This window comes from Bradyrhizobium canariense (assembly GCF_900105125.1).
Taxonomy (GTDB): Bacteria; Pseudomonadota; Alphaproteobacteria; order Rhizobiales; family Xanthobacteraceae; genus Bradyrhizobium; species Bradyrhizobium canariense_A.
In genome coordinates this window covers 7,611,307-7,626,712 of the sequence record NZ_LT629750.1, presented here as the reverse complement: position 1 = coordinate 7,626,712, position 15,406 = coordinate 7,611,307, and the positions used below count along the sequence as shown (strand labels likewise).

General features: G+C 57.8%; 14 protein-coding genes. 6 read left to right on the top strand and 8 right to left on the bottom strand.

The window, feature by feature from the left end; translation table 11 throughout:
- Positions 1 to 5: 5 nt before the first annotated feature.
- The 6 genes from BLV09_RS35920 to BLV09_RS35895 all read right to left on the bottom strand — a co-directional run bounded on the left by BLV09_RS35920 (position 6) and on the right by BLV09_RS35895 (position 7,856).
- Positions 6 to 563 carry a putative colanic acid biosynthesis acetyltransferase gene (locus BLV09_RS35920; protein WP_100383107.1) on the bottom strand — a complete coding sequence of 186 codons (558 nt, stop codon included), beginning with the start codon at positions 561 to 563 and terminating at the stop codon, positions 6 to 8.
- Between the two features lie 157 nt (positions 564 to 720).
- Positions 721 to 1,488: a hypothetical protein gene (locus BLV09_RS35915; protein ID WP_146690785.1), complete on the bottom strand. Its 768-nt coding sequence runs from the start codon at positions 1,486 to 1,488 to the stop codon at positions 721 to 723.
- A 5-nt stretch (positions 1,489 to 1,493) separates the two neighbouring features.
- Complete coding sequence (locus tag BLV09_RS35910) at positions 1,494 to 3,890, bottom strand: polysaccharide biosynthesis tyrosine autokinase (protein WP_167559009.1); 2,397 nt, start codon at positions 3,888 to 3,890, stop codon at positions 1,494 to 1,496.
- A 180-nt stretch (positions 3,891 to 4,070) separates the two neighbouring features.
- Positions 4,071 to 4,694 carry a hypothetical protein gene (locus BLV09_RS35905; RefSeq protein ID WP_146690784.1) on the bottom strand — a complete coding sequence of 208 codons (624 nt, stop codon included), beginning with the start codon at positions 4,692 to 4,694 and terminating at the stop codon, positions 4,071 to 4,073.
- 334 nt (positions 4,695 to 5,028) lie between these two features.
- Positions 5,029 to 6,450 (bottom strand): O-antigen ligase family protein, encoded by a 1,422-nt coding sequence (locus tag BLV09_RS35900; protein ID WP_146690783.1) that lies wholly within the window; start codon positions 6,448 to 6,450, stop codon positions 5,029 to 5,031.
- 158 nt (positions 6,451 to 6,608) lie between these two features.
- Complete coding sequence (locus BLV09_RS35895) at positions 6,609 to 7,856, bottom strand: polysaccharide biosynthesis/export family protein (protein WP_100383112.1); 1,248 nt, start codon at positions 7,854 to 7,856, stop codon at positions 6,609 to 6,611.
- Positions 7,857 to 8,211: 355 nt separating this feature from the next.
- On the opposite strand from BLV09_RS35895, the gene BLV09_RS35890 reads away from it, so the two are divergent.
- From BLV09_RS35890 to BLV09_RS35880, 3 genes are all read left to right on the top strand, one after another.
- Positions 8,212 to 8,778, top strand: a complete 567-nt coding sequence (locus BLV09_RS35890; RefSeq protein WP_146690782.1) for a hypothetical protein — start codon at positions 8,212 to 8,214, stop codon at positions 8,776 to 8,778.
- Between the two features lie 83 nt (positions 8,779 to 8,861).
- Positions 8,862 to 9,140, top strand: coding sequence for a hypothetical protein (locus BLV09_RS35885; RefSeq protein WP_100383114.1), 279 nt, complete (start codon positions 8,862 to 8,864; stop codon positions 9,138 to 9,140).
- A gap of 282 nt (positions 9,141 to 9,422) precedes the next feature.
- Positions 9,423 to 10,721, top strand: coding sequence for a hypothetical protein (locus tag BLV09_RS35880; protein WP_146690781.1), 1,299 nt, complete (start codon positions 9,423 to 9,425; stop codon positions 10,719 to 10,721).
- A 126-nt stretch (positions 10,722 to 10,847) separates the two neighbouring features.
- On the opposite strand, the gene BLV09_RS35875 is transcribed toward BLV09_RS35880, so the two are convergent.
- Entirely contained in the window at positions 10,848 to 11,465 is a 618-nt protein-coding gene (locus BLV09_RS35875) for a transglutaminase-like cysteine peptidase (RefSeq protein ID WP_100383116.1), read from the bottom strand.
- Between the two features lie 189 nt (positions 11,466 to 11,654).
- Here BLV09_RS35875 and BLV09_RS35870 point away from each other — a divergent pair, with 189 nt between their 5' ends.
- The 3 genes from BLV09_RS35870 to BLV09_RS35860 all read left to right on the top strand — a co-directional run bounded on the left by BLV09_RS35870 (position 11,655) and on the right by BLV09_RS35860 (position 13,786).
- On the top strand, positions 11,655 to 12,395 hold the full coding sequence (locus BLV09_RS35870) for a metallophosphoesterase family protein (RefSeq protein WP_100383117.1): 741 nt from the start codon (positions 11,655 to 11,657) through the stop codon (positions 12,393 to 12,395).
- A 46-nt stretch (positions 12,396 to 12,441) separates the two neighbouring features.
- On the top strand, positions 12,442 to 13,146 hold the full coding sequence (locus BLV09_RS35865) for a hypothetical protein (protein WP_146690780.1): 705 nt from the start codon (positions 12,442 to 12,444) through the stop codon (positions 13,144 to 13,146).
- Positions 13,147 to 13,417: 271 nt separating this feature from the next.
- Positions 13,418 to 13,786 (top strand): hypothetical protein, encoded by a 369-nt coding sequence (locus BLV09_RS35860; RefSeq protein ID WP_100383119.1) that lies wholly within the window; start codon positions 13,418 to 13,420, stop codon positions 13,784 to 13,786.
- On the opposite strand, the gene BLV09_RS35855 is transcribed toward BLV09_RS35860, so the two are convergent.
- On the bottom strand, positions 13,783 to 14,919 hold the full coding sequence (locus BLV09_RS35855; protein ID WP_244548917.1) for a hypothetical protein: 1,137 nt from the start codon (positions 14,917 to 14,919) through the stop codon (positions 13,783 to 13,785). The genes BLV09_RS35860 and BLV09_RS35855 overlap by 4 nt on opposite strands.
- Positions 14,920 to 15,406: the final 487 nt, after the last annotated feature.

The following is a 15,406-nucleotide window of genomic DNA, read 5'->3' as shown; positions in this document are numbered from 1 at the left end:
ACTTCTCAGGGGTCACGGCGTCTTCGCTTCGCCTGCGCGGGCTGTCCAAAAGCCACGAATTCGGCAGCGACATCGCTGAATACTGTACTGCGCGTCCCAACGACGGCGCCCCTGCCAATCGTAACGCCCGGGGCGACAAACACATCGCTGGCGATCCAGACCTGATCACCAATGGTTATGGGAGCTGTAAGATAGGCGAAAGTTATATCGTCCATGTCATGCGATCCCGTACAGAGGTAGGATCGCTGGGAGACAACCGAGTGACAGCCGATGGAGATCTTCTCCAGACTGTAAAGTTCGACATGGTCGCCGATCCAGGAGAAATCGCCGATTTGCACCTTCCATGGAAATGTGATGCGCGCGGTGGGACGCAGGAGAACCTTGCGACCGATCTTCGCGCCAAACAGGCGGAGGAGTGCCCTTCGCCAGGCGTAAAACGGTTGCGGGGAAAGGCCGAAAAGAGTCGACTGCACCAACTGCCACAGCAGTACGATCGGCGCGCTACGCCCCCGGAAGCCCGGAGGAACTCTGAATTGCTCTAGATCTTGAAATTCATACGGCATCGATTGAACGTACGATAACGCCCCGTAAAATACATAGCCGACCGCATGATAATTGCGCTCGACGCGCGATGCACCGAAACATGCTTAATCGCCGCAGTCCTTGCGTCCTGCCCGAGGCAAGGAATCCGCGACAGCGAAGCGCGAATAGGGGCACCGATCAGAATGGTCGAGAACGTTTATCATCGACACCCGGGACCGTGACGCCTTCTACATTCTTCGACTCCAGCACCTTCGCAAACCAGCGACGGCCGCCTTCGTCGATCGGAGCGAGGCTGGCCAATAGCTTGTCGTGAACCGCCCAACCGGGGCCGGCAAGAATATTTGCCGCGTCCACGTAGAACCCGGAACGTACCAGCCCGGCGAACTCCGTAACTGCCTTCTCCGCAAGGTCGTCTGGCAGGGACGAGAAAACGCTCAGTGTAACCGGGCTCCTTCTCAGCGCGATCCAGCCTTCATTTGGCCCCAGCAAGTACGACATCCGGAGAAGCTTTGGGTCCGCGGAGGTCTTGCCGTCGCGTACATCCTGAAGCCAGTATTCCGTCAGCCAGAGAAAGGAGTTCGTCGGATTTTCAGCGAGCGTGGCCGTAACGGCCGTATCGAGATCGCCAAGACCCGAGGGTGCGAGTTGAGCGTTGCCCGACGCCAATTCCGTTATCGCCATTTGCAGGCGGATCACAACAATGTTGCTCAGTGCCAGTGGCCCGAGCAAACTGGCCGGCGTCGCCTCCAACCGGAGTTTGAGAATGTTCAACTGATCGGGAGTGTATTTTTCTCCCGATAAAATATGTTGGGCGGCGCTCGCGAATGCCGCGTCAGTCCGATAGACGGGAATCGAGGAAATTGCCCACGCTATCGAACAAATTCCGCATGTAGCAGTGAGGATGCGAATAAATCCAAACCGGAATTTCCCCCGGAAATTCGCCATCTACCTCATCCTGAATAGCCATACCGGCCATAATACTTCTTGTCGTAATAGCTCCCGTAATAATCTTCGTAACGGCCCATCACGCGAATATCGGCCTTGTTCAGCACGACACCCAGCAAGAGATCATAGAGCTCCGGTGCAGCCAGCAACTGGGATTGCACCAGGTTCTTTCGCGTCTGCCCCCACTCGACCACGTAGATATATGAATCGACAATCTTCGTTGTGGCACGAACGTCGACGACGGGCGCCAGAGGAGGAAGGTCGATGATGATATAATCATACTTCTGGCGCAGGTCGTCGATCAGGCTCTTGAGCGAGTCCGACGCCAAGACCTCGTTGGTGTGAACGAGGCGCGACTTCAACGGACCCGGAACGAAGTTCAGACCCGTCTGTTCGTCGAGACAGACCGCGTCATCCAAAGTCATCGTGCCGTTGAGCACTTCCAGAATACCGGCCTTCGAGTCAGGCATCATCGCCCGCGTAAGCGTCGGATTCCTCAGATCGCCGTCCAGCAGGATGACCTTTTTTCCGGAATGCGCGATCAACTCGGCTAAATTCGCCGCAACCGTTGACTTACCCTCCCCGGGAATCGTGGAGGTTATGCCGATCACCTTATGATTCCGGTTCGATCCGCCGATATCCGCCGCAATCTTGATCGACCGGAAGGCTTCCGCAAATCCGGAAAGCGGCTCGTCGACAACTTGACGCAGGAACGGCCTATTAGTGAAATCCAGTCTTTTATTTATAGCAGCGTGACGCGGGGCAATACTCGCGTTTTTTGTCGCCTCACGGCTCAGCACCGACGTGATGAGATCAGAAACTTTCGACAGGCCGGCATTCTCGAGTTCTCTCTCCGGCTTTTCCGCGACAGGTTTGGACCGCACGATAGATGAGCCACTGCCCAGCCAGGCGGCCGGCCCATTAGCAAGCCAGGTCGAGCCTGTCGCAGGACCAAGTCGCGGCAACACCGCGAGACAATTGACCTGGAGCGCGCTTTCTACCTGGCGAGACGTCCGGAATACCTGGTCGATGGCTTCCCGCAGGACGGCGGCTCCGAAACTAAGCATAATTCCGATGAAGCCGGCTATCCCCAGTACGGGAAGGGTTAGCGGACCACTCTTGCGTTCGGGTGGCGCCGCGGCACTGATCACCCGCGCTTCGGTGATCGGGAAAGACTCCTGCTGGATCGCTTCCATATATCGCTGGAGGAAGCTGTCGTAGAGCGTGTGATAAACCTTGGCCGTGCTTTCGAGGTCGCTCAGGCCCAATCGATCGCGATTGATGACCTGCGAGCTGGCGACCAGGGCCTCGAGGTTCTTTTCAAGACCGTCGGCGCGCGATTTTGCGATCTCGTAGTCGCTCTTGTAACCCTGTGCGATGCGCCCCAGTTCATCCAGGATCGAGCGGCGTATCTCGGTCATCTGTGTGCGCAGATTGACGGCCGCCAAATGGTTGGCGCCATATCTCTGGGACCAGATCGACTCTTTCGCAGCAAGATCGAGATAATTATTTCTCAACCGGTTGATGACCTCGCTGTGAAGGGTATCCGTCACCGTCGCATCCGGAACGTCTTTCGCATCGTCTTTCTTCAAAACGCTGTCGATACGCTCCAGGCGCGCCTTGGCCTCTTCAGCAGCGGCGCGCGCAGTGCCAAGCTGGGTGTTCATCTCTTCAATCTGCTGCTCGCCGAGCAGTCGAGGGTTGTCGGAGCTGCCACCGACAGAGACGATATTGTTCTTCTGCTTGTAATCCAGAACGGCCCGATCTGCGTCGGAAGCTTGCTGACGAAGCTCCTTGATCCGGTCCTGCAACCAGGAACTGGCGCGCCGCGTGGCCTGATACTTGGACTGCAGTTGATCGACGATATAGGCATCCGCGATCGCGTTAGCTATGTCGGCGGAGCGCGCTGCGTTCAATGACGTGAAGCCGATATCGAGAACATAGGTTCGGGCAACTCGCGTTACGCTGCGCTTCGCAAGAAACGAACCCAGTGCAACACGGTCGGATTTCGTTTCCGGCTGCACGTTGAAGGATGAAAAAAGCCCTTTGATCCAGCCGATAAGACCTGATCCCGATCCTACAAATTCCGAATCCTCAGCGAGCTTGAGGTCCTTCACGACCGACAGTCCGATGTTCTCGGACTTCAGGATTTCGACCTGGGTTTCGACGTATGATGTATCGATCGGAATATCGCCGATCGGCGCTTGCTGCTGCTGAAGGACCCGAAGTTTGCTCGAGTCGATCAGCAACATCGCGTGCGATGTAAAACTTGGAGGGGTCGTAAACAGGTAAACCAGGCCAAGGGCCAGGCAACACGACGTGATAAAAACAAAGATCGGAAACTGGCGGCGAACGAAACCGGAAAGCTGCTCGACGAGATCGGAAACGGTGACCGAGTCCACGGAAACTTCCCGCTCGAATCGAGCGCTGTTCTGCCTGTTGAAGTTCAAAGGCACGTCCATGCGATTACCTTTGGCTTTTTGGAGCCATTGCCAACAACCGTGGATGTCCGACCACGCCGGTCCCTGCCCAACCGAAACAACGGCAGTGCGGGAGGATCGTCAGTTTTGAATGAAAAGCCCTTACTGAGGGCTTACCGACGTAGTGGTAGTATTCGAGCCAGGGGTAAATGACGAAAAGTTTGCGCCACCGAGCGATCCACCATTCAGCAAATTCGGCGTGGTGTTGGCTGCGAAATTATTACCGCCCGTAAAGGCGCCGGTGTTCGAGCCGCCAGTGGGCGCGCCCGCGACATTCGGACCACCACCGCCAGCGGCGCCGCCACCGCCGGTCGATGCGGTTCCGGTATCGCCGGCGATCGACGCATATTGCTTGATGACATCAGGAATTCCGGTCGCCGCAACCGACTGCTGAACCTGGTTCGCGAAGGCCGGGTCGTTGCTGGCATAGGCCTTTGCAGCCTGCGCAAGACCGTCGGCGATCGCCGTCTGTTGATCAGGGCTTGCCAGTTTGAGCAGCGCAATGAGTGGGTTGAGCGTGTTCTTGTCGGAGGCCAGCAATTCGCGAACCAGCTTGGTCAGCTGCGGGCCGTTTTGAGCTAGCGTCTGGTTCGGGTTCGCCATGAAGTCGGATACGACCGAAACAGGCAGGGGCGCGTTCTGGCCCGGTGTCTGGGCATTAGCGAATTGCGCCGGCATCAGAAGGGCGGCACCCAACAAAAATTTGGCAGCGAACCGAACGATCATTTCAAATCTCCCTGGGCTGGTCTCGTAACCGATTAGAAAAATATTGCTCAGACCGCCCTTGTTAAATCCTGGCTAAGTATAACGGACGCGCGGGGAATAAAAAAGCGCAACCTGCACAAATTAGTTCCCCTCACAAACCATTGATTTTATTATAATATCCAATATTTTTCAGGATCTTCCCGGATACTTCGCCGAACAAAGCGGTATTAACGCTAACTTCGTGGACGACGCTCCCTTTGGGCCGGTCGCAGCCGATCGTGCAGCGTCTGGAAACTGTGGGCCGTCCTGCGCTCTCGCGACGGCGCGGATCATCCTCTTCGTCATCTGATCCGCTTCAATCTCGCTCTCTACCCGGGAGCATCTCGCTTGTTGTCCCGCGAATGGTCTGCGAAAGCCCCAAACCGAGAAGCGCGAAAACGATAATTGAATAGCCCGAAATCTGAAGCGAGAAATCAATCAATGAGTGCAGCAGTGCGATGAGCGAAACGGCGAGCGACGACAACGGCGCAACCATGCTTCGCCGCCGCCCTCGCAATCCCTGCGATAGCACGACCAGAGCCGCGATCCACGCGATTGCGACAACGAGCGCGAGCGGAAGTCCCATCTCGGACGCGAGCTCCAGAGGTGTACTATGCGCGATATCCCAGACGCCCCACATGGATATCCCGTTGCTGCGATAGGCTGGGAACGCAGCGGCAAACGTTCCCAGTCCAGTCCCAAACCACGGATTGTCGGCGATGATCTTCAGGGTCGAGCGATAGGCCGAAAGCCGGCCGGCATCGCTAAGGCCCTGCAAATCTATTCGAGCGCCAATGTTGCCTCCCAGGAATTGCAGCAGCGTCAGGGTCACCAGCATGCAGCCGATAACAGCGGCCAAGAGTGTCTTACCGCGCCCCAGGTCCCGCCTGAAGTAGATCAAGAAGGTCAGGATCATGACCATCAGCGATACCAGAGTCCCGGCACGGGAGCTGGTCATGAACATGGCTGACAGGCAGACGAACAGCAGGACAAACCGAATGAGAACGCTCTTTCGGGTTTCGATCAGAAGATAGCCCGGTACTCTTTTCCAATCGATCGGGCCACGGGGAAGACTGCCCCTGATCGCGGAAAGCAGCAAAATCAGCCACACGGCGGAACATGAACCGAAGTAGGCGGCGGCAGTGTTTCGGTTGATGAACGTCGAGGTCAGATTTCCAACATACGCTGTCTTCTCGCGCCACAGGATCTCATTGGGATCAAACAGGAGCGCGAGGATGCCATAGATGGCATAGCAAACGCCCGCCCACGCCATGACGCGCAGGGCTCGCTGCGCCCGGTCGGAATCAGTTCCGACGGTCAGGCCAAGGACGAGCGCGAGCACGTTCGCCAGCGACGGTCCCAGCGCGAAGAAAGGTTCGTCCCTGACGATTGAAACCGACGGAACGAGCTGCCGCCCGAGAACTTCCGACGCTTTGGCCCAAATGGGGTTGAAGGCAGCGACCCAAGGATGATCCGACAACTGCTCGTGAAGCACGAAGCCAAAGCACAGGATCACAAAAGCAAGCACCGCCAAAATCAGCAAGTGCCCCCTGAGCAGTCGCTGCGTTGGCGCGAAAATCAGGCCCGCGCCCAACACAGCACACCATAGCGCAACGAAAACCGGCTCTCTCGACCCGAACAGCAGCGGGGGTCCAGCCAGCACGACATAAAGGATGCCAGCGGAAATCCTGCTGGACAGGCTACGTTTCTGACGCGTGCCCCGTGGGGTCTCAGTCATTCGCGATAACAACAACGTCCTGGTTTTTCAGCTCGTCGCTTGTTGCCAGGAAATAGCTGCCGCTGCCCCCCTGAAGTCCGCGCCAAGATCAACGACCAAGTATTCGCCGCTGATCCTGGCTACGTCAGCGCCGAGCAACCCGGCGCTGACGCAAGAACTCAAGGCGTTGTTGCCGTGGTCGCCGTCGTCGTGGTGGCCGTCGCCGTCCCGGCTCCCGAAAGCGCCCGGATCGAGTTGTAGAGAACGATGCCGTTCGTTCCAAGCACGATACCGTTGTTAGCGGTCGCCATCATCACGTTCAGGTAGTTCAGGAACTTGGTTACGTCGACAGAGGGCGAATTCGCGACGAAGAGAACGTCCTGGTTTCGCATCTGGACGTTTGTCGCCAGGAAGTAGCCGCCGGGATCCCTGAAGTTGATCGAGAAAATAACCGGAATGAGTTCGCCGGTGTACTTGTCCACTTCGACACCGAGCAATTGTGCGACTTCGCGGGGCTCGAGACGATAGAGATAAACCGATGCAGGATCGGCCTGCACGTCCACGAGGCCGCCGGCTTTACCGACCGCTTCGGCGAGATTGATGCGCCATGCGTCAAAGTTGAATTCGCCTTGCTGGCCGGACGCACCGAACGCCAGGAATTTCTGTTGCTCGCGATAGACGTAGATGCGATCGCCCGGCTGCACGTAGATATTGTTCGACGGCTCATAGACCAGATTGGCAAACGGCACGGTGGCGCGGCGATCGCCACGCTGCAACATCACCCAGGTCTCAAAGCCCTGCCCCTTGATGCCGCCGGCGCGAGTGATGGCGTCGGTGATGCGATCCAGTGCGCCGGCCGATGCCGCGGGATAGCGCGCTGGCGTGTTCACTTCGCCGAAGACGCTGACCAGCGAGGTCCGCTGCTGCGACAGCGCAACGACAACCTGCGGTTCGATCGCGCGATTCTTGATCCGGTTGACGATATCCGCCTGGATCTCACCGTTGGTCCGCCCGGCAGCCTTTACGGCGCCCGCATAGGGAACGCTGATGTTGCCATCATTATCCACGGTCTGATCGGGGATCGTCACGAAGTTACCAGGCCGCACGCCGGCCTCGGTCGGAATGAACAGACCGCCCGCCGCGGCTTCGAAGATCGTCACGCTGACGACGTCGCCGATGCCGAACACCAGATTGGCCGGCCGCACCTGCTTGTCCGGGAAAGCCCCCGCGAGCCCGCGTGGCTCATAATGGCCGAGGGTCGCCACCGTCTCCGGCGTCAGCTTGACCAACGCATACGGAACAGTGCGCGAATGCTCTGCATCGATGTTGTAGGCTGCAGGTCCTGAAGCCGGTACCAAGGCGCAACCGCCCAGGAGAACGACCCCCACTCCGACAAGAATTGTTCTGGTAATATTGCTCTGAAACATAATTATTTAATCCCACCCCGTGAGAGATGATTATTGGAAGGGGAACCTCCGAACAAGCATGGGCATGGGTAATTGAGCCTGTTCCGCGGATTAATTGAGCAACCTGCGCTAAAAATGCCACAAAGCGGACTCGCCCCGGTCCCCGACCCAGCTAAAGCTTGCAGCATGATCTATGGTAAAAGTTTTATGTTTTTCAATTTGTTAATTCGTAATCATGACACGATAGGCGAAATTCGTTGCCATGGATAATTTAAGTCTAACCGACCAACCGTGTGGACATCGGATGGCTTCCGCTGGAACCGAATCGATCTCACTAAGGTCTCTGGTAGTATTAGGATACCTTCTGGCCGGCGCGGTGACTGCTTCCGCCCAGCAGCCTGACATCTCCGCAGGCTTTGCGAAGTGCAAAACCATCGCCGACAACCAGGCCCGTCTGGACTGCTTGAAGAAGCTGCTCCCCTCTTCCGATCCAGCCGCTGCGCGCGCTCAAAATACCCAGGACCTATGGCCGCTCGTCGTAACGCCTCACCCGACCGGCGGACGGGAAGCCATCTCGATCATGAGAACGGCCGACACCACGCGATCCGACCCGGACCTTGCCGGACTGATGATCCGCTGTCAGGAAAAGCCGGGCTTCGAGGTTCTGCTGGCGCTGGTTCGCCCATTTCCGCCGCTCGCGCGAAGAGACATCATCGTCGGTTCGGGAACGACGCAGTCGGTGCTCCACGCAGAGGTCTCAACCCTTGGCACCGGCCTCGTTCTACCGGTTGAACCCACCGCATTTACAACCGGCCCCTGGCGAGAGCTGAAAGAGCTTGCCGTTGTGATCAAGGACCCGGAGGCCGAGATTCACGGCGTGATCCCGCTCGATGGACTTACTCCGGCAATGGCAAAGCTTTCGGCCAGATGTCCCACGGGATAACCGTCGAGGCCGTTCCAGCGGCCATGATCTTAACCCAATGTTAGCGCCCGCTGCCGGATCATCCGCGGGAAGGGACGCCCCTGATGGTCATGATCGCACTTTGCAGTTCGCTAATCGGCGCCGTGCTGGGTACCCGCTTCAGGGTCCAGGTGCTGTTTACGGCTGCGATGCTTGGCTTTGTAACCGTAGCAGCCATTGCGGCCGTCAAAAGCTCGTCTCTGTTATCGGTGATTGCGGCAGAGTTCGTTTACGCCATGTCGCTTCAGATCGGATATCTCGCCGGGCTTTTCGCACAGGCTTGCATGATGGCCGCGCGGTTGCCGTCGCACCGGTCGCTGAGTTCGACCACCGTGCGAAGCTGATCCAGCGGCATCAACCCGGCACACCTTCAGCCGAACCTGACGCTTCCTGCGCGCCTTCCATCCAAAACCATTTCGGCTAACCGTCATGATCCGGGCCCCGAAGGGCCGCGTTGGCGCAAGGTGGAAACCGGTTTTTCCGGAAACGATCATCCCCAAACAAAAGCTAAGGAGCCTGATTCAGTGGAGATGAATCGGATCTGAAGCCTCTCAATGAGCTCGCGCGTTGCAAGCCGTGCTTTATCATGTATCGTCAAATCATTATTTCAAGAATTGGGTCACTGCTTGCCGATCAGTTTCAACCTGCTGCTTATTTCCATTGCCATCGTGCCCGCCCTGGTAATGTTCGATGGGCCCGTGGCGCAATCGCTCATCGAAGCTTTAGCAGCCATCGCGCTTGCTTTCGTCGCAGGCACCGCTCGGGCCACGGACGTCAATCTTGCCGCGCACATCACGCGACGGCTCAAGCTTGCCGCGGCCGTGCCCGTGATCTGGATGGTCATCCAGCTTCTGCCGATGCCTCTTTCCGGGATATCGCATTCGATCTGGGTCAATGCTGATGAAGCGCTGAACCAGCGATCTTTCGGCCACATCAGCATCGACCTTGGCAAGACCATCGAAGCCCTGACCTTCTACCTCGCCAATGTCGCGCTGATCGTCGTTGGCGTGTTTGTGGTCAGGGATCGCCGCCGAGCAGAACTGACGCTGTTTGTCCTCGCCGCGATCACGGCATTGACGACGATCGCTTTGATCATCAACGGCTGGGTGCCGGTCGGATGGTTATCTGCCGGTAAGACAAACGATGTCCTTGCCGCCGTTAGTTCGCTCGGAGTCATATTATCCGTGGCAGCCGGCACGCGCGCCGTTGAACGGGTTGAAACCAGGCGAGCAGAACCGGCCAGGCAGAAGCCAAATGCGCGAGCAGCCTTATTGCTAGCCGGCGCCGGATTGCTGATTTGCATCGCGGGTCTCGCCATCAGCGCAACGTTCAATGTTGGCCTGGTCGCCGCGTTCGGAATCGTCACTTTTATTTCGATACAATTCATTCGTCGCGCCGGCCTCGCCGTCTGGGCCACGGGAATGTTCATCGCGACGATGGTCATCGGGGCTGCAATGATCGTGCTTTGGCGCTATAATTCCGGGGGCACGCTCTCGCCATTCCTGCAATTCGCAACCACCGCCTCGCCTGACGCAATTTCAGTGGCGAAGCGCATGTTGTCTGACGCCAGCTGGTTCGGAACCGGAGCGGGAACCTACGCGCAGCTCTTGCCCATTTACCAGGAGCTCGGAAGCTCGGCCACGAAGGCCCCCTCCACTGCTGTGGCATTCGCGATCGAGCTCGGTTGGCCGATGACCCTGTTCGTGTTCGCGTTATCTCTCGGAATTATCGTTACCCTCTACCGAGGCGCCCTCAACCGTGGACGAGACTCGTTTTATCCGGCCGCGGCGGCGGCCTGCGCCGTCATCATTCTGGGACAGGCCTTTTGCGATGCAAGCCTGCTGCACTCATGCATCGCCGTGCTCGGCGATGCGGTGATCGGGCTCGGGCTAGCGCAAAGCGTCAGTCGTGGGGACACTTCCTAGGCCCTTGGCGGTTCTGATTGAATCAGAACCGGGGTTTTGACCTCTACCTAGACGTTTTCTTCAGGCGAACCGGCAGCCATCCCGCGATCCAGGTGCGGCTCAGGCTTTCGCTGGAAAACGCTGAGATTAGGCGTTGCGACTGCCGAGCGAGGCCCAATAGTTGGGATTTTTGGGCGTCTGGATCCGAACCCACTGATAACCCGCCCGCGACCACGGACGAATCTGAGCCGTCATATTGTCGAGCACGAGATCGCCTGCTGACGTCCGGACAACCAGCACCAGATGGTGCTCACCCCAGGCGGTGACGACTTCGCTGAGCAGAAGCGAACGGATCGGCCAGCCGCGCGCCAGCAGTTCGGAACGCTTGGTCACCGCATAATCGTTGCAATCGCCACGGCTGGGGCCGATCAGCCATTTTTCACCCGCCAGACCTTCCGTATTGCGCTCGGGAACAATCGAGGCATTGACGGTTGCGTTGACGGCTTTCAGATCGTCATAACGCTCGGTCGTCAGATGGACCGGACCGCCTCGAAACAGCGTCTGCTGGGGCTTGCACTGGTCCGCATAGCGCATGCAAAACTGGGTATAGGCCATCGGTGGCAAGGTGTAGCTGCTGAACGCAATCCGCTTGACCATCGGACCAAGTGCACGCGACATCCCGATAAAACCGGCGTCGGCACTCTGGGATCCGGCCACGACTGCGGTCGCGGCGATTGCAACCAGCCACTTGGAAATGGTACGCATTTTCTTTGCTCCCCCGTTTGTTACGCGGAAACCTAGGGGAGAAGTTTTGAGATATCGCTCGAATGCGCCGGCGTGTTTGACTTAAAGGTGACCGCCCACATCGAGAAATTGTTAACTATTTGATCGAGCGGCCGTGTCATGAGAGTGGGCGCGTTTATTCCAAGCGCCAAATCGGGAATTCTGCTTCCTATGCTGGGTTTTTTGCGATCACGCCGGATTGTGAAACAGCCCCGGCTGCCTGACGGTGTCCGGGTCTATGCCTTCGGCGACATCCACGGGCGGGCCGATTTACTAAAGAAAATGTTCACCATGATTGACGCCGACATCGCACGCAATCCGATGGAGCGTCCGATCGAGGTTTTTCTCGGCGACTACATCGATCGCGGGCCCGATTCCAGCCACACCCTCGACCTTCTCATTGAACGAAGCCGATCCCGGGAAACCGTATTTCTCAAGGGTAACCATGAGGCGTATTGCCTCGAGGTGCTTCGCGACCCCGCCAAACTCGATGAGTGGCGGCAGTTCGGCGGTTTGCAGACCCTGATATCCTACGGCATCCAGCCCCCGCTCAATCCGAGCGCGGCCGAGCAGCCTGGCTTGATAAGGGCGTTCATCGAGGCCATGCCGCACGCTCATCTAAAATTCCTCCAAAGCCTCAAACCTTCGTTCCTGTGCGGTGATTTCTTCTTCGTTCATGCCGGCGTCCGCCCCGGAATCCCGCTCGGAGAGCAGCGGGAGGCGGATCTGTTATGGATCCGGAACGAATTCCTCGACAGCGACGAGAACTTCGGCAAATTCGTCGTCCATGGCCACACCCCGGTCCGCGAACCCGACATCCGGTCGAACCGGGCCAATATCGACACCGGGGCTTACGCAACCGGGAATTTGACGTTGTTAACGATTCAGGGAAGTAGCATGCTGGCGCTCTGACCAGCTAAAAGCCCCCGTCTTTCATGACTTCCATCAGACGGCGATCTTGCGCCAAGCTGCCTTTGCCGAACGAAGCAGGACTGCGATGAAACCAATTTGGAAGTTTCGGATTCTTGCCCTGCTCGTTGTGGTGTTTGTCGGGGGCCTTTCGATCACAAACCTGGTCGCTAACTTTCTGCAGCCCGACCCTTCGCCGCTACCTTCGAGAGACAGCAAGGCCCCCTCCGCGCAGCTTGTCTCCTCAGCAAAACTGGTGTCGACAATCGCACCGTTCCGCACTGATCTGAAAGCCGACTACGCCATCGCGCTGGCCGGCCAAACGCTGAGATCCGAATCCAGCACCCAGACGCCTGACAACGACACCGCGCAGGATGCCGTCAAGAGCGCGTTGAAATCCGGCCCGCATGACTCCCGGATGTGGCTCGTGCTGGCGCTACTTCAGGCACGAAAAAATCTCGGCGCTCCTCTCGTCGCTGAATCGCTGAAGATGTCCTATCTCACCGGCCCAAACCGCGCTGAACTTATTCCAGTTCGCCTGGACAGCGTGACCGTGAGCAATGCCCTGAACGATGGCGACCTGAATGAGCTCGCGCGCAGCGATGTCCGCGCCATCCTCACCCAATATCCGGATCAACGACGAGCATTGATCAGTGATTACGTTCGGGGCTCCGCGATCGGAAAAAAATTTCTGGAAGAGAGTTCCAGGATGCTCGACCCGGCCTTTGCTGATTCACTACGAAACGCGAAGTAATTCGGCCGGTCTCGACCGCGTCAACGTTAACGCGCCGATCATAGCCGGCGGCGACACGCGTTTTTTGCCAAACGATCTCAAACTCGCCAGCGACCATCCGAAATAGCGGATCGTTAACGTCAAACGAGCCAGCGCCTACATAGCGTCCAAGGCGTCATCTTGGGAACCATGCCCCGGATGTTTGTGCCTGATCATCGTCATGGGCACGTCAAAACAGTAACGCGACCGAAGATATTTAACTTTTCGACGTCCAGACCTGTTATGTGTCCTAATGAAAAAATATTCAAAGCTCTTTATAGCCACTATTTTTTGTGCGCTTGCCACCGGCGCCGCGGCTGACACATTTAGTTGCAAGGAATGCGATCCCCACGGTCAGGAAAGTTCACACCTTGAACAAATCAAGGTCGATCGGGCCAAATACGATCGCGAGAACGACAAGGGTCAGGAAAGTTCGCATCGCGAGCAAATCAAAACCGATCGGGCCAAATACGATCTCGAAAACGACCCGGATCAAGCAAGCTCACATCGCGAGAAAATCAAAGCCGACCGGGCTAAATATGATCGCGAAAACGAAAAGCTTGTCGCTCGTCCCTGGGACGCGCTCAAGAGCGACAAACCGCTTCCGGAAAAGATTAACTAGCGCTTCCGGCACTCGGAGTAGAACGAGCCATTCACGGCGGCGACGCTTTCAAGGCAGTGTCTGCTGTCCTTGATCTCGCCGGCAACCGTGAAGTCATAGACTTCGTTCTTCAAAATAAGACCATAGCGACCCGGTTCTAATGCCTTGTCCGCATCGCCGGCGAGCACCTCGTACATGTCGGAGTGTCCCTGGACCGGGGCCGTCTGATACGGAATGGAAATATTCCGGATCACCCAGCTATCCGTACCCTTGGCGATGATGGGCTTGCCGCTTGGATCGAAGCTCATGGCCTGCGCGACTTTCGCGATGATCCGCACCTCCGCGTGGTCGAGCGCGTTGGTGGCGGAGTCGCGACGAAAGACGACGAACCTGATATGCGCGTCGGGAAGCGTCGTTCTGGACGGCGTGGGGATCGCCGCCGAAACCGCGACACGGGCATCCGGCGCACGGCCGGGCAACAGCTCCAGCGGGAAGAGCTTGCCGCTGCTGACCGCGTACACGCCATATGATTTTGGAATCAGCGGGTCGTCTGGTGGTGCAGGCTCGGCCTGCGCGGCCGAGGTCTGTTCAGGGGTCACCTTGACCGGTTTTGCTACCGTTCTCGTCAGATCAACTCCCGAGCCGGCTTTGGGCGCCAGCAGGCTCATAAGATGAGCGCGTTGCTGAACGGCAAGCCCGACAACCGCAACGATGGCGAGCACCGACAGATAACGCCAGGCGGTCGAGAATTGGCGTCGCTTGCGAGGAGTCTGGCCTTCCTGATCGAGATCTCGCCGCAGCCACGGCCGCGGATCGAGTTCACCGTCAAGCCTCGCTGAATCGAGAGCCGCCGCCGTTTGGGCAGCCATCGCCGGATCTACCGGCGGCCCCAATCGCGGCAATTGCCCGCCGGGCGCGCCCAAGGGCGGCATCCCCATGCCGTCAAAATGCGTTTCCACGCCTTTGATCGCGACTTCCAGCGCGTGGGCGAGACGTTCCTGCTCATCGGGGTCTTCGCTGGCGGCCTGTTCATCCAGCTTGTGCCGCGCAAGCGCGTAGACGGTCGCACGCAATTGCTCCGGATCGCCGTTGACCGCGTCGATCATCCGCGACAGGACGAGCGCAAAGTCAACGGCCGTCGATGTCGACGCCACGTCTGTCGTGGGTTCCTTGCGCGTTATATCCCGGGCCATGAAATGCTTTGACGCTCGCGAGCCAGCCGCTTGAGGTTGTTGTTTTTCGGCATTAGCACAAAATTATTGCCACACGCAGCGCCGTTTGCAATTTCATTCTGACGACTTGGCGGACATGTTGGTGCCTTCTGGAAAATTACTCGACTTTAGAATCATGCCGCTGACCCGGAACCTTAGATTTCCACTGAGGTAAAGATAGTCCGATGTCGATGCGGTGATGGTCCTGACTTCAACGTAAGTCAACGTAACCGAACCGAACATCGGAGTGACCTGAACGACCTCCACATAGCGAGCGGCGGGATATAGTTTCGGATCGAGCCCGTAACTCCTCAAGACCGTTTTTCGACTCCTGATATGCCTTCTACAGCTTGTGCGGGAATTCAGGTAAAATATAATCGGTCTCGATCGGCTTGGCCCGGCGCGCAGGATCCCTGCGCGTCAATCGAGG

Coding starts and splice junctions, on each gene's coding strand:
- BLV09_RS35870 (WP_100383117.1), top strand. CDS start 11,655: ATGCTGGGTTTTTTGCGATCACGCCGGATTGTGAAACAGCCCCGGCTG.
- BLV09_RS35875 (WP_100383116.1), bottom strand. CDS start 11,465: ATGCGTACCATTTCCAAGTGGCTGGTTGCAATCGCCGCGACCGCAGTC.
- BLV09_RS35860 (WP_100383119.1), top strand. CDS start 13,418: ATGAAAAAATATTCAAAGCTCTTTATAGCCACTATTTTTTGTGCGCTT.
- BLV09_RS35900 (WP_146690783.1), bottom strand. CDS start 6,450: ATGACTGAGACCCCACGGGGCACGCGTCAGAAACGTAGCCTGTCCAGC.
- BLV09_RS35885 (WP_100383114.1), top strand. CDS start 8,862: ATGGTCATGATCGCACTTTGCAGTTCGCTAATCGGCGCCGTGCTGGGT.
- BLV09_RS35920 (WP_100383107.1), bottom strand. CDS start 563: ATGCCGTATGAATTTCAAGATCTAGAGCAATTCAGAGTTCCTCCGGGC.
- BLV09_RS35895 (WP_100383112.1), bottom strand. CDS start 7,856: ATGTTTCAGAGCAATATTACCAGAACAATTCTTGTCGGAGTGGGGGTC.
- BLV09_RS35915 (WP_146690785.1), bottom strand. CDS start 1,488: ATGGCGAATTTCCGGGGGAAATTCCGGTTTGGATTTATTCGCATCCTC.
- BLV09_RS35905 (WP_146690784.1), bottom strand. CDS start 4,694: ATGATCGTTCGGTTCGCTGCCAAATTTTTGTTGGGTGCCGCCCTTCTG.